Genomic DNA, 21,083 nt, shown 5'->3' on the forward strand with positions numbered 1-21,083 from the left:
CACTACTTGATCGGTTTAGCCTCGCGGGAGCGTCGTGGGCGTGCCGTAGACTCAAATCGCTAGATCGTTTTAGTAAATCGGATAGCATCAGAACGCCCCCCTCACCGTCGAGCCCGGAGAACAGCCATGCATGACGACACCTCGCTCACCGTCGGCCGCGTCAAGCGCGTGCTGGAGGAACGGATCCGTCCCGCGATCCACTCGGCCTCCGTGCCGCTGACCGTCGAGCTGCACGAACTGCCAGGGGAGCCGATCCCGCCGGCCGAGGGGCTGGCGCTCGACTACGCGCCGGGCGCGGTCGGGTCGCTGTGGGGACCGGCGTGGGGCACCACGTGGTTCAAGCTCACGGGGCGCGTGCCGGCCGACTGGAAGGGGCGCCGCGTCGAGGCGCTGATCGACCTCGGCTTCGACGTGAACATGACCGGCTTCCAGTGCGAGGCCCTCGCGTACCGCCCCGACGGCACCCCGATCAAGAGCATCAACCCGCGCAACCAGTGGGTGCCGATCGCCGAGAACGCCCACGGCGACGAGCCCGTCGAGCTGTACCTCGAGGGAGCGTCGAACCCGGTGCTGCTCGACTACCACCCCTTCCTTCCGACGCAGGAGGGCGACATCCTCACCTCGTCGAAGGAGCCGCTGTACCGCCTGCGCCGCATGGACCTCGCGGTGTTCGAGCCCGAGGTGTTCGACCTGTCCCTCGACATCGAGGTGCTGTTCGAGCTGCAGGCCGAGCTGCCGGCGACCTCGCCGCGGCGCATGCGCATCCTCCAGGCGCTCGACGACGCCCTCGACGTGCTCGACCTCCAGCGCATCGTCGAGACGGCCGCCGACGCCCGCGCCCGACTCGCCGACGTGCTCGCGGCCCCGGCCGAGGCGAGCGCGCACCGCATCTCGGCGGTCGGCCACGCGCACATCGACTCCGCATGGCTGTGGCCCGTGCGCGAGACCATCCGCAAGGTCGCCCGCACCACCTCGTCCATGACCACGCTCATCGACGAGCAGCCCGATTTCCAGTACGGCATGTCCAGCGCGCAGCAGTACGCCTGGATCAAGGAGCACCGCCCCGAGGTGTGGGAGCGGGTCAGAGCCGCGGTCGCCGCGGGGCGCTTCCTGCCCCTGGGCGGCATGTGGGTCGAGTCCGACACCGTCATGCCCACCGGCGAGTCGCTCGTGCGGCAGTTCTCGCACGGCCAGCGCTTCTTCGAGCGCGAGTTCGGCATCCGGTCGAAGGGCGTGTGGCTGCCCGACAGCTTCGGCTACTCGCCCGCACTGCCGCAGCTCATGCGCCGCGCCGGGTTCGAGTGGTTCTTCACGCAGAAGATCTCGTGGAACCAGCAGAACGTCTTCCCGCACCACTCGTTCCTGTGGGAGGGCATCGATGGCTCGCAGGTGTTCACGCACTTCCCGTCGATGGACACCTACAACTCGCAGCTCAGCGGCATGGAGGTCGCCAAGGCCGCGCGGCAGTTCAAGGAGAACCGCGTCACGTCGCGGTCGATCGCCCCGGTCGGCTGGGGTGACGGCGGTGGCGGCACGACCCGGGAGATGACGGGCAAGGCCGCGCGCCTGCGCGACCTCGAGGGCAGCGCGCAGGTCGTCTGGGAGCATCCGGACGACTTCTTCGACGCCGCGAAGGCCGAGCTGCCGCACCCCGCCGTGTGGGTGGGCGAGCTGTACCTCGAGCTGCACCGCGGCACCCTCACCAGCCAGCACGCCACGAAGGCGCTGCACCGCTGGGCCGAGCACGCGCTGGTCGAGGCGGAGCTGTGGGCCGCGACCGACGCCGTGCGCACGGGGGCCGCGTACCCGCAGGCGGAGCTCGACCGGCTCTGGCAGGCCGTGCTGCTGCACGAGTTCCACGACATCCTCCCCGGCACCTCGATCGCCTGGGTGCACCGCGAGGCCGTCGCCGTGCTCTCCGACGTGCTGTCGGAGGCGCGCGACATCGCGCAGCGCGCACGCCGGTCGCTCGCGGGGGAGGGCGACCGTGAGCTGCGGTTCGAGCCGACCTCGGTCGCGGGCGGACGGGCGCTCGGGGCGGCGTTCGTCGGGGAGCCGACCGCGAGCCCGGTGACGCTCACCGAAACGGACGGCGGCTGGCGCCTGGACAACGAGCTCGTGTCGGTCGTGGTGTCGCCGGAGGGCCTCATCGTGTCGGCGGTCGACAGGGCGTCGGGCCGCGAGACGGTCGCGCCGGGCAGGGCCGCGAACCTGTTCCAGCTGCACCAGGACTTCCCCAACATGTGGGACGCGTGGGACATCGACCGCTACTACCGCAACAGTGTCGAGGACCTCACCGCGGTGTCGTCGATCGATGCCTCGGTGGTGAACGGTGTCGCGACGATCGTGGTCGAGCGCAGGTTCTCGGAGTCGACGATCACGCAGACGATCCTCCTCGCGCCCGACTCGCGCACCGTGGTACTGCGCAACGAGGTCGACTGGCACGAGACCGAGAAGCTGCTCAAGCTCGCCTTCCCGCTCGACATCCAGGCGTCGCACACCGAGGCAGAGACCCAGTTCGGCTACCAGGCCCGCGTCACCCACACGAACACGAGCTGGGAGGCCGCGAAGTTCGAGACCTCGATGCACCGCTTCGTGCTGGTGCGCGAGCAGGACTTCGGCGCCGCGCTCGTCAACGACTCGATCTACGGCTACGACACCTCGCGCGAGGTCGGTGACGACGGGGTGACCACGACCGTGCGGCTCTCGCTGCTGCGCGCGCCGCGGTTCCCCGACCCCGACACCGACCACGGGCACCACGCCATCGAGGTCGGCTTCGTGATCGGCGCGGACGCCGCGATCGCCACGGCCGAGGGAATCCGGTTCAACGCGCTGCCCACCGTCGTGCGCGGTGCCCGCGAGGTCGAGCCGCTGGTGAGCGTGTCGGGCGAGGGCATCGTGGTGTCGGCGGTCAAGCTCGCCGACGACGGCTCTGGCGACGTGATCGTGCGCGTGTACGAAGCTCTCGGGCGTCGGACCACGGGCGAGCTGGCGGTCGGCTTCGAGCATCGCGAGGTGCGCGAGGTGAGCCTGATCGAGGACGACCTCGACGACGCGCGGACGGGTGGAGCGCTGCACCTGCGTCCGTTCGAGGTGCGCACCCTCCGCATCGCGCGCTGACCCCCGCGCGGGCCCGGGCGTTGTGCGCGGGCGGGGCGTGCGGGAGCATGACGGGATGGCGACGATCGACGACGTGCGGCGGATCGCGCTCGCGCTGCCCGGGGTCACCGAGGCCGTCAACGGTCACACGGGTCTGCCCGGGTGGCGCGTGACGCAGGGGCAGTTCGCGGGGCTGCGCGGCCCGACCGGCGCCGATCTGCGCCAGCTGGCCGAGCTCGGTCGGCAGTGGCCCGACGGCGAGGTGCTGTCGGTGCGCGTGGCGGATCAGGGCGAGAAGGAGGCGCTGCTGGCCGCGGAGCCGGAGGCGCTGTTCTCGATCCCGCACTTCGACGGCTACCCGGCGCTGCTCGTACGCCTGGACGTGGTGGACGCGGAGCGGCTGGCGGAGCTCGTCACCGACGCCTGGCTCGTGCGTGTTCCGGCCACTGTCGCGAAGGACTGGCTCGCCGCGCACGGCCTCGCGTGAGTCCTTCCCGCACCCGGCGGTGGACGTCGAGGGTGTCAGGCCGGAGGCAGCCGCAGCACGTCGGGCGACTCGCCGCCGGTGAGGTCGTCGGCGATGCGGATGCTCCGGGCGAGGTCGTCGAGCGCGGTGCCGAGCGTGCCGAAGCGCTCCCGGTCGGCGCACACCGCCGTCAGCGTGATCAGGTGCGTGCCGGTGTCCCACGTGTACGTCGTGAACGGGGGCATCGCGGGCGAGGGCGGCATCGCGACCACCAGCTTCTCGCCGGCCCCGAGCCGCGTCGGGAAAGAGGTGGTGTCGTCGTACTCCATGGGCATCGACGCTCGGGCGATGCGCACATCGGGCGTCAGCACCTGGGCGGTCGCCATCGCCACCACCAGCTCGGGCTCGGCCTTCCACGTCCACACCAGCACACGGCCGTCGGCCTTCTTCATGAGCATCGGGGCGGCCTGGCTCATGGCCCACGCGCCGAAGCGCGATCCAGGGCGCTCGGTCGCCCCCACCGCCGCGTTCACCTGTCCCAGCAGCATGCGGATCGCGGCCTTCCGGTGCCGGCGCCCCTTCCAACCGAGGGAGTCGGTGACGGGGATCCACAGCTGGGGGTCGGCGTCGGCAGTCAGTCGCATGCGCCAACGCTAACGGCTCCGGCTGGGCGGATGCCGGTATGCCTCGGCGGCCCGGCCAGGGCCCTCGGGTAGAGTTGCGTGCGCCCGACCAGGGCTTTCCCTTGGCCGCCCCATCGTAAGGCAGCATGTCTGTGACCCCCTCCGACGATCCGACCGAGGCGTCCCCCGACGCCGCCGAAGCCCCCCGCCCGCTGAAGATCCTGATCGGCTGCGACACCTTCGCGCCCGACATCAACGGTGCCGCCCGCTTCGCCGAGCGTCTCGCGGCCGGCCTCGTCCAGCGCGGACACGACGTGCACGTGGTCGCCCCCAACCAGGCGTACCGTCGCTCGGCGCCTCACACCGAGGTGATCGAGGGCGAGCCGATGACGCTGCACCGGCTGCCGTCCGTGCGCTGGGCCCCGCACGACTGGCTGCGTTTCGTGTGGCCGTGGCGCTCCAAGCACTACGCGCGGAAGGTGCTCGACCGCGTGCAGCCCGACGTCGTGCACATCCAGTCGCACATCGTGATCGGGCGCGGCCTCGCGCGCATCGCGAAGCAGCGCGGCATCCCGGTCATCGCGACCAACCACGTGATGGCCGAGAACATCCTCGATCACACGACCATGCCGAAGTTCATCGACGACCTGGTGCTGAAGTTCGCCTGGGCCGATGCGAAGCGCACGTTCGACCTCACCCGCGCCATCACGACCCCGACCCGCCGCGCCGCCGACTTCCTCGAGAAGACGGTCGAGGTGCAGGGCGTCATCCCGGTGAGCTGCGGCATCGACCGCTCGCAGTACACGCCGGTGATCGCGCCTCGCGAGGAGAACCGCCTGGTGTTCGTCGGGCGCCTCACGGCCGAGAAGCAGGTCGAGGTCATCCTCAAGGCGATGACGAAGCTCGACCCCGCGTTGAACACGACGTTCGACATCGTCGGCGGCGGCGATCAGCGCAAGCAGCTCGAGAGCCTCACCGCGCAGCTCGGTCTCGCCGACCGGGTCACGTTCCACGGCCGCACGACCGACGAGGAGCTGCGCGCCCTGCTGTCGCGCGCGAGCCTGTTCGTGATCGCGTCGATCGCCGAGCTGCAGTCGATCGCGACCATGGAGGCGATGGCGTCGGCGCTGCCGATCGTCGCCGCGGACGCGGTGGCCCTGCCGCATCTGGTGCACGACGGCGAGAACGGCCACCTGTTCGAGCCGGGCAACGTCGACGAGCTCGCCGCGCGACTGACCGATGTCCTCACCGCCTCGCCGGGCGAGTACGAGCGGATGCAGCACGCCTCGCTCGACGGCGTCGCGATCCACGACATCAACCGCACGCTCGACACCTTCGAGGCGCTGTACCGCGACGAGCCGCTGCCGGAGTAACCGCATGCACATCGTCTTCTTCGGCGATCAGCACCTGGACTCCCTCGGTGGCGCGCAGGTGTCGATGCGGCTGCAGCGGACCTTTCTGGAGAGGGCGGGGCACACCGTGACGGTGGTCGCGCCACGCATGCACGCGCACCGCGATCCCGAGGGCGACGTGCCGGCCGGTGCCTACGTCGACCTCCCGTCCGTCCCGATCACACTCGACCGCGAGTACGCGATGAGCTGGCCGGGCCGCGCCACCGACCGCGCCCTCGACCGCGCCATGACGCAGCGCCCTCCCGTCGACCTCGTGCACGTGCAGGCCGACTTCTGGGGGGCGTTCATCGGACACCGCTACGCCCAGCGGCACGGGCTCCCCGTGGTGCACACCATGCACAACCGCGTCGATGTGGGCCTCGCGGCGGTCACCCCGCTGCACCGTCCCGTGCTCGCGGTGCTCAACGCGTGGCGCCGCCGTGCGTTGCGGGGCATCGGGATCCGCGTGGGGGGCAGTGACGGCTGGTCGTACCTGCGCGGGCTCGCGGCCGGGGCCTCGGCGGTCACCGCGCCCTCCGGTCACTTCGCCCGGCGTCTGGAGCAGAACGGCGTGTTCCCGCACGTCGACGTGATCTGGAACGGCATCGACGACGACGTGCGGGCGAGCACCCTCGCCGCGGCGCCCGCCGAGCGCCGCCCGGGGCGCCCGCGCTTCGTGTGGCTCGGACGGATGAGCCCGGAGAAGCGCCTGCTGCCGTTCCTGGAGGCGTTCGTGGCCTCGGGCGTCGACGCCGACCTGGAGGTCATCGGGGGCGGCGCGCAGCGCGCGGCCGCGGAACGGATCGTCGCCGGTCGCGACGGCGTGACCTTCGCGGGGCGCCTCACCTACGCGCAGACGCTCGCGCGCATCGCCGACGCCGACGCGCTCGTCCAGACCTCCATCGGCTTCGAGACGCAGGGCATGACCCCGTTTGAGGCCGCGACGCTCGGCACGCCCTCGGTGGTGTGCGACCCCGACATCGCGGCCGAGCTCGAGGGCGGGCTGTGGGCCGTACCGGAGGCGGACCCCACCGCGTCGGAGCGCGAGCGCGAGGCGCAGCGGACCGCGGCCCTCGCGGAGACGTTGCGTCGTGCCGCCGCCGACATCGCCGCGGGCGCCGCTCCGTCCCCCGTTCCGGCGGTCGCCGAGGCGTTCCGCCAGTCGTCGCGCACCGCCGCCATGGTCGCGGTGTACGAGCGCGTGCGGGACGGCCGGTGAGCGGGACCCTCGGCGTCGATCAGACGAAGCGGTAGAACATCGAGGCCAGCCAGACGGTGACGATCCCGAGCAGTCCGGCGCCGGAGATGCCGATCGCGATCCCCGCGAACAGCCGGGAGCCGGGGCGGCGCGCGGCGACGATGCCCAGCACGAGCGCGACCGCGTAGCCCAGGAAGCCGACGACGGACGACGCGCCCTCGACGAATCCGATCAGCGAGTAGCCGCGGTCGCCCATGTAGAGGAACGGGCGCCCGAGGATCAGGAGCAGGTCGAGGGCGAACACCACGACCGCGACGATGAACGCCACCCGGCCGAGCGAGCTGCCACGGTCGGCGGCGGTGCGGGGCGGGGCGCCGACCGGGAACTGCGGGTACCCGGGGCCGCCCGGCGTGACGGCCGTGGGGTACGCGGGCGGGTAGGGGGTGCCGTCCGGTGCCGCGGACGGGGCGGTGGCGTACGGGTTCGCGGTCGGGCCGGTCGCACCGGGAGCCGCGGTCGTCGAGGCGGGGGCGGCCGGCGATGCGGCGGGGTGGGGGAAGGAGGGCGCGGAGCTCGGGTACCCCGGGGGCGGCGCGGCGGGGTAGCGCGGCTCGGCCGTGAGGGGAGGGGCGGGCGGCGGTGGCACGGGTGCGGACTCGGCGGGCTGCTGGGGGTCGCTCATGCCCCGAGCGTAGCCGCGCCGCCGTGGCGCGACGAGGGGGTTGTGCGACGGTCAGCGGTAGCCGTGACCCGGCTCGGCCCGCTGGTGCACGTCGCGACCGGAGACCCGGCTCCAGTCGGTCGGGGTGGGGCGGTAGCCGTCGCGGCGCAGTTCGACGATCGTGGCGACGACCGCCCACCCGGCGATGGCGAGAAGCGCGATGATGAGTATCATGGCAGAAAAGCTACGCGCAGCGGGTTACGGCCACGAGTGGCAGAAACGACCCTCTACGACAGAAAACTGCCAACCGGGAGAGTGCATGAAGACGGTCGCCTGCGTCATCCAGGACGGATTCGCCCCCTTCGAGTTCGGTGTCGCGTGCGAGGCGTTCGGCCTCGACCGCTCGGACGACGGCGTGCCGAACTTCGACTTCCGCATCGTCGCGCCGGAGCCCGGGGTCGTGCGCTCCAAGATCGGCTTTTCCGTCAACGTCGAGCACGACCTGACCTTCGCCGACGAAGCCGACCTCGTGGTGTTCTGCCCCGTGCCCCGCTCGACCTGGGGTCGTATCGACGAGCGTCTGACCGATCTCGCCCGCGCCGCGGTCGACCGGGGGGCCTGGGTCATGAGCGTGTGCAGCGGATCGTTCATCCTCGCGGCGGCCGGGGTGCTCGACGGGCGCCGTGCCACGACCCACTGGATGTACGCGCACACCATGGCCGAGATGTACCCGCGGATCGACATCGACCCCGACGTGCTGTTCGTGCAGGACGACCGCATCATCACCAGTGCCGGGACGGCCGCGGGCATCGACGCGTGCCTGCACCTGCTGCGCCAGGAGCTCGGGGCCGAGATCACCAACCGCATCGCCCGCCGCATGGTCGTGCCGCCGCAGCGCGACGGCGGTCAGGCGCAGTTCATCGACCGCCCCATCCCGGTGGCGCCGTCGGACTCCCTCGCCGCGGTCGCCGACTGGGCTGTGGAGAACCTGCGCGAGGAGCTCAGCGTCGACCACCTCGCCGGCCGGGCGCTCATGTCGCCCCGCACGTTCGCGCGGCGCTTCAAGGCCGAGTACGGCGCGACACCCGCCGCGTGGCTCGCCCGGCAGCGCATCATCCACGCGCAGCGTCTGCTGGAGCGCACCGACCTGCCCCTCGAGCACATCGCCGGCGAGTGCGGCTTCGGCTCGGCGGCCGTGCTGCGGCAGAACTTCGCCAGGGTGCTCGGCGTGACGCCCACGGCCTATCGGGCGCGGTTCTCCTGCGCGGACGACGCGGTGCCCGCGGCCTGAGTCGCGGGCGCGCCGGGTCGGTGCCGGGCAGTGCGGGGTGGATAACGGGCCGGGGGAGGCGCGGGAAGGCGCGGTTTCGATCCGGAAGGCCAGGGCGCCGTGGGTCAGGGCGCCGCGGGTCAGGCGGTCCAGTGCGCGGGGGACGGGAGGGTGACGTCGCGCACCTCGACCCCCGCGGGGGTGACCGCGGCCACGGCGTACAGCAGCGACTGCGTCGGATACCCGTGCGGACGGTTGTCGCGGATGATCGCGCGGTCGTCCTCGGGTGACAGCTCCGCGGAGGCCCCGAGCAGCGCCGTCCACTCCGCGACCCAGTCGGCGCTCGCCGCGGCGGGCCCGAGGGCGCGGAACTCCGGCAGCCACGCGGTGATGCGCGGCGTCTGCTCGTCGTCGAGGTCGTCGTGCGCGATCATGTGGGTTCCGGGCGTCACCGGGGTCTCGCGCATCGTCGCGCCGTCCCACGACACCACCCGCGCGCCGTCGGGCCCGACCTCGAGCAGGTTGAACCCGTGCATGCGGGGGAGGCCCTGCGGCGAACGGCCCGACACCGATTCGAGCGGCAGCGATCCGCGCGATGCCGCGGGGCCGGGGAGGTCGTTCACGTCGGCACGGTTGAGCAGCACCGCGAGGCGGCGCTCCTGCGGGTTCACCGCGAGCCAGGCCCCGCCCGCCCGGCGGTCGCGGATGCCGATCACCCCCGGATACTGCTCCGGCCACCACGGGCCGAGTGCGTCCCACTCGCGGTGGGGATCCTCGTCTCGCACGGCCAGGAGCCGTGCCGAACCGGCAGCCTCGACATCGATCACGACCGTGCACACCCTCCCGAGTCTAGGTCGCCCGCGCGCGCCGGGGCCCTCCCGGCGCGGCGTCGACGACGTGCGCGGGACCGGCGTGCCCGGCCCCTCTGCGATCCTGCAGGCCCGGGCGGGGGCGGGCTGGGGCAGAATCGAGACGTGAACATCGTGGTGGGGGTCACGGGCGGCATCGCCGCCTACAAGACGGTGCACCTGGTGCGCCTGCTGACGAAGGCGGGTCACGACGTGACGGTGGTGCCCACGGCGGACGCCCTGCGTTTCGTGGGGCTGCCGACGTGGGAGGCGATCAGCAGGCACCCGGTCACCACGAGCGTGCACGACGATGTGGCGAAGGTGCGCCACGTCGCGCTCGGGCAGGCCGCGGAGCTCGTGGTGGTGGCGCCCGCGACCGCCAACACGCTCGCGAAGATGGCCGCCGGGCTGGCCGACGACCTCCTGGGCACCACGCTGCTCGCGACCGAGGCGCCGGTGCTGGTGGCCCCGGCGATGCACGCGGAGATGTGGCGGCACCCCGCCACGCAGGCGAACATGGGAACGCTCCGTGAACGCGGCGTGCACGTGGTCGGTCCGGCCGACGGCGAGCTGGCGGGTGGCGACAGCGGTCCGGGGCGGATGGCGGAGCCGGAGGAGGTGTTCGCGGCGGCGCAGACCCTCCTCACGCCCGGCGACCTCGCCGGCGTCCGGGTGGTGGTGTCGGCGGGTGGCACGCGCGAGCCGATCGATCCGGTGCGCTTCCTCGGCAACCGTTCCAGCGGGCGGCAGGGGGTCGCCCTGGCCGCCGAAGCCGCCGCCCGCGGCGCCGAGGTGACCCTGGTGGCGGCGAACGTGGCGGGCGACGTGCGTGAGGCCGCGCGGCATCCGGGCATCCGGGTGGTCACGGTCGGCACGGCCGCGGAGCTGTCCGCCGCGATGGCCGAGGCGGCCGCGGACGCTCAGGTCGTGGTCATGGCGGCGGCGGTGGCCGACTACCGCCCGGTCGAGGTGTCGGCGCGCAAGCTCACGAAGGACACCGGGGGCGTGCCGCCGATCGAGCTCGTGGAGAACGAGGACATCGTCGCCGGGCTCGCGGCCGCTCGGCGCGCGGGGCAGCTCGTGATCGCGTTCGCCGCGGAGACGCCGGAGGACGAGGCCGAGATGCTCGACCGTGCCCGCGCGAAGCAGCAGCGCAAGGGCGTCGACCTGCTGGTGGTGAACGAGGTCGGCTGGGACCGCGGCTTCGAGCGCGCGGAGAACACCGTGCACATCCTCGGTCCTGGCGGTACCGCGGCCGGCACCGCGTCGGGGTCGAAGCGCGAGGTCGCCGCCGCGGTCTGGGATGCCATCGTCCGGGAGAGGTGACGACGGGCTGGAGGCACGACCCCCGGAATGGTAAACTTGAGTCAACACGGCTCAACTTTTTATCCCGTCCCCGGACTTCGGCGGCGGGGCCGACCAGAAGGAGTACCTCCAGGAGGAGCGCATGACCACCCCGCAGACCGGATCCCCGAACCAGGAACAGCAGTCCGCCCTCGAGCAGTTCGGCATCAACCTGACCGACCGCGCCCGCGAGGGCAAGCTCGACCCCGTCATCGGACGGGACAGCGAGATCCGACGCGTCAGCCAGGTCCTCACGCGTCGCACCAAGAACAACCCGGTGCTGATCGGCGAGCCCGGCGTCGGCAAGACGGCCGTCGTCGAAGGGCTCGCGCAGCGCATCGTCGCGGGCGACGTGGCCGAGTCGCTGAAGGACAAGGAGCTCGTCACCCTCGACATCTCCGCCCTCGTGGCCGGTGCCATGTACCGCGGGCAGTTCGAGGAGCGGCTGAAGCAGGTGCTCAAGGAGATCACCGAATCGGACGGGCGGGTCATCACCTTCATCGACGAGCTGCACGTGCTCATGGGCGCGGGCGGCGGGGAGGGCTCCGTCGCGGCCTCCAACATGCTCAAGCCGATGCTGGCCCGCGGTGAGCTGCGGCTCATCGGCGCGACCACGCTCAACGAGTACCGCGAGTTCATCGAAAAGGACGCGGCCCTGGAGCGCCGGTTCCAGCAGGTGTACGTGGGAGAGCCCTCGGTTGAGGACACGATCGCGATCCTCCGCGGCCTCAAGGGTCGCTACGAGGCGCACCACGGGGTGACGATCTCGGACAGCGCCCTCGTGGCGGCCGCCGCCCTGTCCAACCGGTACCTGCCCGCTCGGCAGCTCCCGGACAAGGCCATCGACCTGATCGACGAGTCGATGTCGCGGCTCAAGATGGAGATCGACTCCTCCCCGGTCGAGATCGACCAGCTCAAGCGTCAGGTCGACCGGCTCAAGCTCGAGGAGCTGGCCCTCAAGCGCGAGAAGGATGCCGCCTCGAAGGAGCGCCTCGGGGCGCTGCGCGAGCACCTGGTCGAGCTGGAGAAGGAGCTCGCCGGCCTCGAGGCCCGCTGGGCGCGCGAGCGTCAGGGGCTCAACCGGGTCGGCGAGCTGAAGAAGCAGCTCGACGACGCCGTCACCCAGCGCGACCTCGCGATGCGCAACGCCGACTACACGAAGGCGTCCAAGCTCGAGTACGAGACCATCAAGCGGCTGGAGCGCGAGATCGCCGAAGCGGAGCAGGCGGAGGCGACCACCTCGACCGAGCCGCGCATGGTGAACGAGCAGGTCACCGAGGAGGACATCGCCGCGGTGATCGCCGCCTGGACGGGCATCCCCGTCGGGCGTCTGCTCCAGGGCGAGAGCGAGAAGCTGCTGCACCTGGAGAACGAGCTCGGCAAGCGGCTGATCGGCCAGAAGGACGCCGTGAAGGCCGTGTCCGACGCGGTGCGCCGCTCCCGTGCGGGCATCAGCGACCCCGGTCGTCCGACCGGATCGTTCCTGTTCCTCGGGCCGACCGGTGTCGGAAAGACCGAGCTGGCCAAGGCGCTCGCCGCGTTCCTCTTCGACGACGAGCACGCCATGGTGCGCATCGACATGTCGGAGTACGGCGAGAAGCACTCGGTCTCCCGGCTCGTGGGCGCCCCTCCCGGGTACGTCGGCTACGAGCAGGGCGGCCAGCTCACCGAGGCCGTGCGGCGGCGCCCGTACAGCGTGGTGCTGCTCGACGAGGTGGAGAAGGCGCACCCCGAGGTGTTCGACGTGCTGCTGCAGGTGCTCGACGACGGCCGCCTGACCGACGGCCAGGGTCGCACGGTCGACTTCTCGAACGTGATCCTGATCCTCACCTCGAACCTCGGCTCGCCGATCCTCATCGACCCCGTGCTCTCGCCCGACGAGAAGCGCGAGCAGGTGATGGCGCTGGTGCGGCAGGCGTTCCGCCCGGAGTTCCTCAACCGGCTCGACGACATCGTGATGTTCAGCGCGCTGAGCGAGGACGACCTCGCGCAGATTGTGGAGCTGTCGGTCGACCAGCTGCACGACCGGCTCAAGGACCGCCGGCTCACGCTCGCCGTCACCCCGGACGCGCGGGCGTGGCTCGCCGAACGCGGCTACGACCCGATGTTCGGTGCGCGGCCGCTGCGCCGGCTCATCCAGACCGAGGTGCAGAACAAGCTGGCCACGGCGCTGCTCTCCGGTGGCGTGCGCGACGGCGACACCGTCCGCGTGGACGTGGCGGCCGACGGCTCGGGACTCGTGCTCACGTCGACGACCCCCGAGCCCGAGCCCGCGGAGGACGACGACGACGTGATCGAGGCCGAGCTGCTCGACGACTGAGACTCCGTCACCACACGAGAGCCCCGTCCCGGAAACCCGGGGCGGGGCTCTTCGCCGTCAGTCCGACGGCCTGCTGCGGAGGCCGCCGAGGGCGTCGCGCTCCAGCTCCCGGCCGATCAGCGAGTGCCGGCGGGAGTAGGCGAAGTAGATCACCAGGCCCAGCGCGAGCCAGATCGCGAACCGCACCCAGGTCTCGGTGCTGAGGTTCAGCATCAGCCAGAAGCAGGCGATCGCGGAGATCCACGGGAGCCAGGGCGACAGCGGCACCGTGAACGGCCGCTCCAGGTCGGGGCGGCTCTTGCGCAGGATCGGCACCCCGATGCTCACGAGCACGAACGCCGAGAGGGTGCCGATGTTGATCATGTCGCCCAGCACCTGCACGTCGGTGAATCCGGCGATGATCGCGATCACCACCCCGACGATCAGCTGGATGCGGATGGGGGTGCCGCGCTTGGCGTCGGTCACGCTGAGCGAGCGGGGCAGCAGGCCGTCACGGCTCATCGCGAAGACCACGCGCGCCAGACCCATGAGCAGCACCATGACCACCGTGGTGAGCCCCACGAGGCTGCCGATCGCGATCACCTGCGCCGCCCACGTCGCCCCGACCAGCTCGAACGCACTGGACAGCGACGGCTCGTCGAGCTTGGCCAGCTCGGTGTACGACACCATCCCGGTGATGACGATCGCGACCAGCACGTAGAGCACGGTCACGATCACGAGCCCGAGGATGATGCCACGCGGCACGGTGCGCTTGGGGTCCTTGGTCTCCTCGGCGCTGGTGGCGACGACGTCGAACCCGATGAACGCGAAGAACACCAGGGCCGCGCCGCTGAGGATCCCGAACACGCCGTAGATCGACGGGTCGGCGCCGGTCATGAAGGAGAACAGCGACTGCGTCCAGGCGCTCTCCGAGGCGACGCCCTCCTGCGCCGGCGGCACGAACGGGGTGTAGTTGGCGCCGTTGATGAAGAACAGCCCCACGACGATGACGAACAGCACGATCGCGACCTTGATGACCGTGAACACGCTGTTGACGCGGCTGGACAGCCGCGTGCCGAGCGCGAGCAGCACGGTGAAGATGGCCACGATCACGACGGGACCCCAGTCGAAGCTGAGCGGGCCGAGCTGCAGCGTCATCGGGATCTGCAGGTCGAACAGCGACACGGCGTCGCCCAGGTAGACGCCCCAGTACTTGGCGATCACCGCGGAGGCCATCAGCATCTCGAGGATGAGATCCCAGCCGATGATCCAGGCCAGGAACTCGCCCAACGTCGAGTACGTGAACGTGTATGCGGACCCGGCCACCGGGATGGAGGAGGCGAACTCCGCGTAGCAGAGGATCGCGAGACCGCAGACGGCCGCCGCGATGATGAACGAGATGATGACGGCCGGGCCCGCGTGTCGCGCGGAGGCCTCGGCGCCGACGGAGAAGATGCCGGCGCCGACCGCGACCGCGACACCCATGACGGCGAGATCCCACACGCCGAGGGATCGCTTCAGCGATCTCTGCTCGTCGTGGGTCTCGGCGATCGACTGCTCGACGGACTTGACCCTGCGCTGGAATGCCATGCCGACGATTGTAGGTGCGGGGGGTCGTGCCGCACCCCTCACAAAAGGCCGCCCGATACGGCGAGGCCCGGCCCCGTGCGGGGACCGGGCCTTGTCGCGGCGGAGCGCCGGCGTGCGCGCGACTCAGGCGCTGAGGAGCACGGTCTCCGCGATCGGGCGACGCACGCGCGGGGCGACCTCGCGCTCCTGCAGCGGCTCCGGCAGCGCAGCGATGTCGCCCAGCTCGCCGAGCGCGATGACGGTGGTGGGGGTGAAGCGCGGCTCCAGGTCGGCGAACTCGCGCACGACCTCCGGGTCGAAGCCGCTCATCTGGTGCACGACGAGGCCGTCATGGTGCGCCTGCACGGAGAGGTGGGCCACGGCCTGGCCGAGGTCGTACAGGGCGTGGGTGAGCGGCGTGCCGTCGGCGGTCTCGGTCTCGGCGATCGCGACGATCAGCGCCGCGGCGTTGCCGGCCCACGCCTGGTTGAAGCCCATCAGCGCGTCGACGATCTGCGCGTGGAGTGCGGTGCCGCGACGGGCGACCAGGAAGCGCCAGGGCTGGGTGTTGTTGGCGGAGGGGCTCCAGCGGGCGGCCTCCAGGGCGGTGGCGAGCTTGTCCTCGTCGATCGCGTTCTGCGCGTCGTAGGCGCGGGGGCTCCAGCGGCCGGCGAGGACGTCGAGGACGGGGTGCTCGGTCGGGGCGGTGCGGTCGATGACGGGAGTGCTCACGGAAGTGCCTTTCGGACGGTGGGATGGATCGGACGCCGTCGTCCGGGCTACTCCCCACCCAACTCATACATGCGCATGCATATTCCCGCGCGTCAGCGGCGGATGCTCAGCGGCCGAGCGCCCACCGGGCCCGGCGCCGCACCACGCCCGCGAGTCGCCGCGCCCGCACGCCCATCGGCTGCTCCCGTGCGGCCGTCAGCAGCTTCGCGTCGTACGCGGCCCGGAGTTCGCGCGCCCACCGCCGGGTGATCGCCCGGTCGGAGAACTCGGCCGCCCTGGCCCGCGCCTTCCTCCGCATGCCCTCGACCCGCCCGGGCGGCATCGCGGCGAGCCCCGCGATCCGCCGGGCGAGCCCGTCCACGTCGCCCTCGGGGAGCAGGAAGCCGTTCACGCCATCGCGGATCATGTCGGCCGGGCCGTAGCGGATGTCGTAGGCGAGCGGGATGCACCCGGCCGCCATGCTCTCCACGAGCACGAGGGGCAGCCCCTCCGACGTCGACGTGAGCAGGCTGAACCCGGCGGTCGCGAACTCCTCCCGTGCGTGCGGGTCGAAGCCGCGCAACCGGATCCAGTCCTCGGCGCCGAGATCGCGGATGCGCGCGGCCAGCTTCGGCTCGTCCGGGCCCTCGCCGATGACGTCGGCCTCGATCCGGGCGTCCGCGGTGTGGGCCTTCGCGAGCGCCTCGATCGCGTGGCCCAGGCGCTTGCGCTTGTCCAGCGACGCGACCACCACGCCGCGGGTGGCCGGACGGGCGGCGGAGACCGCGGGCGGCAGCGTCACCTCGTTCGGGATCGTGCGCACGCGCGCGTGCACGCCCAGGGCCGCCAGGTCTTCCACGAGGTCGCTGCGCTGCCGCTCGGTCAGCACCACGATCTCGTCGAAGTCTCCCGCGCGTCGCAGGACGCCCTCCCGCGAGGCGCGGAGCGTCCGCGGGCGTCCGGCCACCCGGTGCGAGGCGTGCACGACGTGCAGGGTCGTCACGTGGTCACGGCGGTATCCCGCGACCGGTCGCGCGGCGGTCTTCGAGTCGACCAGCAGGAAGCTCGCGCGCCCCGCCGTCAGGCGGTCGAACCACCAGCGGTACAGCCCCCAGGTGGTGCGCCAGGAGCGCAGCGGGGTCCCGTCGACGCCGTAGACGACCACGCGCCGCTCCGCCCCCTCGCGCTCGGTCGCCAGGAGGGAGCCGTCGCGGCGGAACCGGTCGACCGACAGGTGTCCGTCCCCGTCTCGGCGTGCGCGGCTGAGCACCACGCCGTCGTGCTCGCGCACGGTGTCGTCGTCTTCCGGGGCCAGCAGCGGCGGCAGCGTCGGGATGACGCCCCGGGGTGCGGGCGGGGTGGCGCGCAGCTCGTCCCACAGGTTGCGGATGCGCAGCCCGTCGATCAGCTCGCCCTTCGCCCGCAGCCGCTCCGAGAGCTCGGGGTAGTCGGGGCCGTCGTCGAGCGTCAGCAGGTCGACGTCGACGCCCCCGATCCGGCGGAACGAGCGGGACCGGCGCAGCATCGCGCTCGTCATCCCCCCGTACTGCTCCGTGATGCCCCAGGTGAGGGCGAAGTGCCGGGCGGCCGGGAGGCGGGGAGGGAAGAGCGACATCTTGCCGAGGATAGCCCGGGGCTCTCCGGGGCGCGTCCTCCTCGCGGATGACCGGGCGGATCAGTCGAGGAGGTTGTGCGAGGCGGCGTCGGCGAGGGCGGCCCGCACGGCGCGGATCGACGGGGCGGCGGCCGACACCCGTCGCGCGGAGGAGAAGATCTCGCGGCGCGGGGAGCGCGGCAGCGGGGAGAGGTCGACGGTCGGGGTGTCGCCCGCCCACACCAGCTCGGGGAGCAGCCCGACGGCCAGCCCGGCGTGGATCAGGCGGATGTGCGCCGTGAGGTCGGCGAGCTCGAAGCGCACGTCCGGTTCGAACCCCGCGGTGCGGCACAGCTGCTCGGCCCAGGCGCGCGAGGCGGTGCCCGCCGGCTCCAGCACCCAGGGGGCCGTGCTGGTCGACCGGAGCGTCGTCGCGGGGTCGCCGTGCGCGGGGGAACCGGGGCGCCGGGCGAGCGCGATCGCGTCGTGCGCGAGCGCCACCCGGTCGAGATCGGCGTGGATCGGACGGCTGTGCCCGGGATACTGCTCGGCGAGGATGAGGTCGTCCTCCCGGCCGGAGACCGCGTCGAGGGCGGACTCCGGGTCGCGCTCGGTCACCTCGACCCGGAGGGCGGGGTGACGTTCCGCGAGCGCGGCGAGAGCGCGGGGCAGGAGCGAGTGGGCGGTGGACTGGAACACGGCCAGACGCACGGTCCCCGTCACCTCGGTGAGCGATTCCGCGACCGCGACCCTGGCGTGCTCGAGCTGGTCGAGGATGCCGATCGCCTCGGTCACCAGCACGGTGCCCTGCGGGGTGAGCTGCACGCCGCGCCCCACCCGGCGCAGCAGGGGGACGCCCACGTCGCGCTCGAGGGCCGCGAGCTGCTGCGACACCGAGGCCTTGCTGTAGGACAGTGCGTCGGCGACCGCGGAGAGCGTGCCACGACGCGACAGCTCCACGAGCATGCGCAGGCGGGTGATGTCGAGCACGGGGCCTCGCGTCCGTTAAGTCTGAGTGAACAGAATCCACTCGAATCGGTTGATAGACGGAGCCTACCGAGCGGCTGGACAATGATCCAGCCGCACACGTCACCCGGGTGTGCGCTGCCGAGGAAGGTAACCCCGCCCATGACCGTCATCGACGACACCACGCCCCGCACGGAAGAGGTCGCCGCACTCGTGCAGCGCTGGCTCGCCGAGAGCGAGACCCACCCCGTCGAGCCCGCCGCTCAGCGCCTCTCCGAGGTGCTCAAAGACCCGAACGGTCTCGACTTCACGGTCGGCTTCGTCGACGGCGTCATGCGTCCGGAAGACCTCCGCGTCGCCGGCCGCAAGCTCGCCGAGCTCAGCGACATCACCCCCACGCTGCTGCCCGGCTACCTGCGTGCCGCGATCAAGGCCGGCGGCTTCTGGGCGCCCAAGCTCCCCGGCGTCGTCGTCCCCATCTCGCGTCGCGTGCTGCGGGCGATGGTGGGCCACCTCGTGCTCGACGCCACCCCGTCGAAGCTCGGGCCCGCGATCGCGAAGCTGCGCAAGACCGGCAACCGCCTGAACCTCAACCTGCTCGGCGAGGCCGTGCTGGGCGAGCGCGAGGCCGGCCGCCGCCTGCAGGGCACGTACGACTTCCTCGCCCGCCCCGACGTCGACTACGTGTCGATCAAGGTGTCGAGCGTCGTCAGCCAGCTGTCGATGTGGTCATTCGACGAGGCCGTCGCCGACGTGGTCGAGAAGCTCACGCCGCTCTACCGGCTCGCCGCGAAGGCGGAGGCTGCGGGCAAGGCCAAGTTCATCAACCTCGACATGGAGGAGTACCGTGACCTCGACCTGACGATCGCGGCCTTCACGAGCATCCTCGACCAGCCCGGGCTGGAGGACCTCGAGGCCGGCATCGTGCTGCAGGCCTACCTGCCCGACGCGCTCGGTGCCATGCAGCGCCTGCAGGAGTGGGCCACCGCCCGCCGGGCCAAGGGCGGGGCGCCCATCAAGGTCCGCGTCGTCAAGGGCGCCAACCTCGCGATGGAAGAGGTCGACGCGACCGTGCACGGGTGGCCGCTCGCGCCCTACGGCACCAAGCAGGACTCCGACACGAACTACAAGCGCGTGCTCGACTGGGCCATGACCCCCGAGCGCCTCGACGCGGTGCGCATCGGCGTCGCCGGACACAACCTGTTCGACATCGCCTACACCTGGCTCCTCGCGAAGGCGCGCGGCGTGACCGACGCGGTCGAGTACGAGATGCTGCTGGGCATGGCGACCGGTCAGGCCGAGGCCGTGCGCAAGGACGTCGGCCGCCTGCTGCTCTACACGCCGGTCGTGAACCCCGCCGAGTTCGACGTCGCGATCGCCTACCTCGTGCGCCGCCTGGAGGAGAATGCGAGCCCGGAGAACTTCATGTCGGCCGTGTTCGAACTCGCGTCGAACCCGACCCTGCTCACGCGCGAGCGCGAGCGGTTCGAGCGCTCCCTCGCCGCCCTCGCCGCCGACGCCGGGCTGCCGGAGTCGCAGCGGGTTCCGGCACCGCACCGCACGCAGAACCGGGCGGACGAGCGCCCCGCCGGCGTGACCGAGGGCTTCGCGAACCAGCCGGACAGCGACCCCGCGCTCGCCGCGAACCGCGCCTGGGGTCGCGACATCCTGCGCCGCTCCGTCTCCACGACGCTGGGGCGTGACGCGATCGCCGCCGCCCGCATCGAGACCGAGGCCGAGCTCGACGCGGTCTTCACCGCCGCGACCGCCGCCGCCGAGCGGTGGGCGGCGCTGCCTGCCGCCGAGCGTGCCGCCGTGCTGCATCGCGCGGGCGACGAGCTCGCCGCGCGCCGGGGACAGCTCATCGAGATCATGGCCAACGAGGCGGGCAAGACCATCGCCGAGGCCGACCCCGAGGTGAGCGAGGCCATCGACTTCGCCCACTACTACGCCGAGCGCGCGAAGGACCTGGACGCCGTGACGGGCGCGGAGTTCGTGCCGTCGAAGGTCACCGTGGTCACGCCGCCCTGGAACTTCCCCGTCGCGATCCCCGCGGGCGGTGTGCTGGCCGGCCTCGCGTCGGGCTCCGGTGTGATCATCAAGCCCGCCAAGCTCACGCAGCGCTGCGGTGCCGTGATGGTGGAGGCGCTGTGGGCCGCTGGTGTGCCGCGCGACCTCCTCGCCCTCGTCGACCTGGCCTCGCGCGACCTCGGCACCCGCCTGGTCGCCAGCCCGCAGGTCGACCGGGTCATCCTCACCGGCGCCTACGAGACCGCGCAGCTGTTCCGCTCGTTCCGGGCCGACCTGCCGCTGCTCGCCGAGACCAGCGGCAAGAACGCGATCATCGTCACGCCCTCCGCCGACCTCGACCTGGCCGCCGCCGACGTCGCCCGCAGCGCCTTCGGCCACGCGGGACAGAAGTGCTCCGCCGCCTCCCTCGCGATCCTCGTGGGCTCGGTCGCGGACTCGAAGCGGTTCGAGCGGCAGCTCGTCGACGCCGTGACCTCGATGCGCGTGGGGCTCCCCGACGACCCCGCCACGCAGATGGGCCCGATCATCGAACCCGCGAACGGCAAGCTGCTCACAGCGCTCACCACGCTCGACAAGGGCGAGCGCTGGCTGGTCGAGCCCCGCAAGCTCGACGACGAGGGGAAGCAGTGGACCCCCGGCGTGAAGACCGGTGTGCGCGAGGGCTCGTACTTCCACCTCACGGAGTTCTTCGGCCCCGTGCTCGGCATCATGCACGCGAAGGACCTCGACGAGGCCATCCGCCTGCAGAACGCCGTGGACTACGGCCTCACCGCCGGCCTGCACTCGCTCGACTCCGCCGAGGTCGCCACCTGGCTCGACCGGGTCGAGGCGGGCAACCTGTACGTGAACCGCGGCATCACCGGCGCGATCGTGCAGCGGCAGCCGTTCGGCGGGTGGAAGCGCTCGGCCGTGGGCGCCGGCGCCAAGGCGGGCGGCCCGAACTACCTGTTCGGCCTCGGCGAGTGGCGGGCGGCCGAACTGCCCGCCGCCGCGCCCGGTGCCGCCGTGACCCC

The 21,083-nt window shown here is 72.1% G+C and carries 16 protein-coding genes; 8 read left to right on the top strand and 8 right to left on the bottom strand.

What is annotated here, in order from left to right; translation table 11 throughout:
• The first annotated feature begins 126 nt into the window (after window positions 1-126).
• Window positions 127-3,120: an alpha-mannosidase gene (locus DW297_RS18390; protein WP_136035144.1), complete on the top strand. Its 2,994-nt coding sequence runs from the start codon at window positions 127-129 to the stop codon at window positions 3,118-3,120.
• 55 nt (window positions 3,121-3,175) lie between these two features.
• Window positions 3,176-3,586, top strand: coding sequence for an MmcQ/YjbR family DNA-binding protein (locus tag DW297_RS18395; RefSeq protein ID WP_136035145.1), 411 nt, complete (start codon window positions 3,176-3,178; stop codon window positions 3,584-3,586).
• Between the two features lie 35 nt (window positions 3,587-3,621).
• Here DW297_RS18395 and DW297_RS18400 read toward each other — a convergent pair whose 3' ends face one another.
• On the bottom strand, window positions 3,622-4,209 hold the full coding sequence (locus DW297_RS18400; protein WP_136035146.1) for a hypothetical protein: 588 nt from the start codon (window positions 4,207-4,209) through the stop codon (window positions 3,622-3,624).
• 125 nt (window positions 4,210-4,334) lie between these two features.
• Here DW297_RS18400 and DW297_RS18405 point away from each other — a divergent pair, with 125 nt between their 5' ends.
• Window positions 4,335-5,561 (top strand): glycosyltransferase, encoded by a 1,227-nt coding sequence (locus tag DW297_RS18405; protein ID WP_136035147.1) that lies wholly within the window; start codon window positions 4,335-4,337, stop codon window positions 5,559-5,561.
• Between the two features lie 4 nt (window positions 5,562-5,565).
• Window positions 5,566-6,798: a glycosyltransferase gene (locus tag DW297_RS18410; protein WP_136035148.1), complete on the top strand. Its 1,233-nt coding sequence runs from the start codon at window positions 5,566-5,568 to the stop codon at window positions 6,796-6,798.
• Between the two features lie 19 nt (window positions 6,799-6,817).
• Here the strand turns inward: DW297_RS18410 and DW297_RS18415 are convergent, their stop codons facing one another.
• Both DW297_RS18415 and DW297_RS19060 read right to left on the bottom strand, forming a co-directional pair.
• On the bottom strand, window positions 6,818-7,459 hold the full coding sequence (locus DW297_RS18415; RefSeq protein WP_136035149.1) for a hypothetical protein: 642 nt from the start codon (window positions 7,457-7,459) through the stop codon (window positions 6,818-6,820).
• Between the two features lie 51 nt (window positions 7,460-7,510).
• Window positions 7,511-7,672, bottom strand: a complete 162-nt coding sequence (locus DW297_RS19060) for a hypothetical protein (protein ID WP_168442905.1) — start codon at window positions 7,670-7,672, stop codon at window positions 7,511-7,513.
• A gap of 85 nt (window positions 7,673-7,757) precedes the next feature.
• On the opposite strand from DW297_RS19060, the gene DW297_RS18420 reads away from it, so the two are divergent.
• Window positions 7,758-8,729: a GlxA family transcriptional regulator gene (locus DW297_RS18420; protein WP_136035150.1), complete on the top strand. Its 972-nt coding sequence runs from the start codon at window positions 7,758-7,760 to the stop codon at window positions 8,727-8,729.
• A 119-nt stretch (window positions 8,730-8,848) separates the two neighbouring features.
• Here DW297_RS18420 and DW297_RS18425 read toward each other — a convergent pair whose 3' ends face one another.
• Window positions 8,849-9,547, bottom strand: coding sequence for an NRDE family protein (locus DW297_RS18425; RefSeq protein ID WP_136035151.1), 699 nt, complete (start codon window positions 9,545-9,547; stop codon window positions 8,849-8,851).
• 135 nt (window positions 9,548-9,682) lie between these two features.
• Between DW297_RS18425 and coaBC the strand changes: the two genes are divergently transcribed.
• Window positions 9,683-10,882, top strand: a complete 1,200-nt coding sequence (gene coaBC, locus DW297_RS18430) for a bifunctional phosphopantothenoylcysteine decarboxylase/phosphopantothenate--cysteine ligase CoaBC (protein WP_136035152.1) — start codon at window positions 9,683-9,685, stop codon at window positions 10,880-10,882.
• Between the two features lie 121 nt (window positions 10,883-11,003).
• A complete protein-coding gene (locus DW297_RS18435) occupies window positions 11,004-13,220 on the top strand; it encodes an ATP-dependent Clp protease ATP-binding subunit (protein WP_136035153.1) in 2,217 nt (738 codons plus the stop codon).
• A gap of 57 nt (window positions 13,221-13,277) precedes the next feature.
• Here the strand turns inward: DW297_RS18435 and DW297_RS18440 are convergent, their stop codons facing one another.
• The 4 genes from DW297_RS18440 to DW297_RS18455 all read right to left on the bottom strand — a co-directional run bounded on the left by DW297_RS18440 (window position 13,278) and on the right by DW297_RS18455 (window position 18,063).
• On the bottom strand, window positions 13,278-14,789 hold the full coding sequence (locus DW297_RS18440) for an APC family permease (RefSeq protein ID WP_136035154.1): 1,512 nt from the start codon (window positions 14,787-14,789) through the stop codon (window positions 13,278-13,280).
• Window positions 14,790-14,912: 123 nt separating this feature from the next.
• On the bottom strand, window positions 14,913-15,500 hold the full coding sequence (locus DW297_RS18445) for a nitroreductase family protein (protein WP_136035155.1): 588 nt from the start codon (window positions 15,498-15,500) through the stop codon (window positions 14,913-14,915).
• 106 nt (window positions 15,501-15,606) lie between these two features.
• Window positions 15,607-17,094, bottom strand: a complete 1,488-nt coding sequence (locus DW297_RS18450) for a glycosyltransferase (RefSeq protein WP_136035156.1) — start codon at window positions 17,092-17,094, stop codon at window positions 15,607-15,609.
• Window positions 17,095-17,154: 60 nt separating this feature from the next.
• Window positions 17,155-18,063 carry a LysR family transcriptional regulator gene (locus DW297_RS18455; protein WP_136035157.1) on the bottom strand — a complete coding sequence of 303 codons (909 nt, stop codon included), beginning with the start codon at window positions 18,061-18,063 and terminating at the stop codon, window positions 17,155-17,157.
• 138 nt (window positions 18,064-18,201) lie between these two features.
• On the opposite strand from DW297_RS18455, the gene DW297_RS18460 reads away from it, so the two are divergent.
• The coding region (locus DW297_RS18460; RefSeq protein WP_136035158.1) for a proline dehydrogenase family protein at window positions 18,202-21,083 on the top strand (2,882 nt) is incomplete at its 3' end.

The sequence above is a fragment of the Microbacterium sp. PF5 genome (assembly GCF_004794315.1).
Classification (GTDB): domain Bacteria; phylum Actinomycetota; class Actinomycetes; order Actinomycetales; family Microbacteriaceae; genus Microbacterium; species Microbacterium sufflavum.

Bases quoted from the DNA above. Each gene is read 5' to 3' on its own strand.
- DW297_RS18390 (WP_136035144.1), top strand. From the start codon at position 127: ATGCATGACGACACCTCGCTCACCGTCGGCCGCGTCAAGCGCGTGCTG.
- DW297_RS18395 (WP_136035145.1), top strand. From the start codon at position 3,176: ATGGCGACGATCGACGACGTGCGGCGGATCGCGCTCGCGCTGCCCGGG.
- DW297_RS18400 (WP_136035146.1), bottom strand. From the start codon at position 4,209: ATGCGACTGACTGCCGACGCCGACCCCCAGCTGTGGATCCCCGTCACC.
- DW297_RS18405 (WP_136035147.1), top strand. From the start codon at position 4,335: ATGTCTGTGACCCCCTCCGACGATCCGACCGAGGCGTCCCCCGACGCC.
- DW297_RS18410 (WP_136035148.1), top strand. From the start codon at position 5,566: ATGCACATCGTCTTCTTCGGCGATCAGCACCTGGACTCCCTCGGTGGC.
- DW297_RS18415 (WP_136035149.1), bottom strand. From the start codon at position 7,459: ATGAGCGACCCCCAGCAGCCCGCCGAGTCCGCACCCGTGCCACCGCCG.
- DW297_RS19060 (WP_168442905.1), bottom strand. From the start codon at position 7,672: ATGATACTCATCATCGCGCTTCTCGCCATCGCCGGGTGGGCGGTCGTC.
- DW297_RS18420 (WP_136035150.1), top strand. From the start codon at position 7,758: ATGAAGACGGTCGCCTGCGTCATCCAGGACGGATTCGCCCCCTTCGAG.
- DW297_RS18435 (WP_136035153.1), top strand. From the start codon at position 11,004: ATGACCACCCCGCAGACCGGATCCCCGAACCAGGAACAGCAGTCCGCC.
- DW297_RS18440 (WP_136035154.1), bottom strand. From the start codon at position 14,789: ATGGCATTCCAGCGCAGGGTCAAGTCCGTCGAGCAGTCGATCGCCGAG.
- DW297_RS18450 (WP_136035156.1), bottom strand. From the start codon at position 17,094: ATGTCGCTCTTCCCTCCCCGCCTCCCGGCCGCCCGGCACTTCGCCCTC.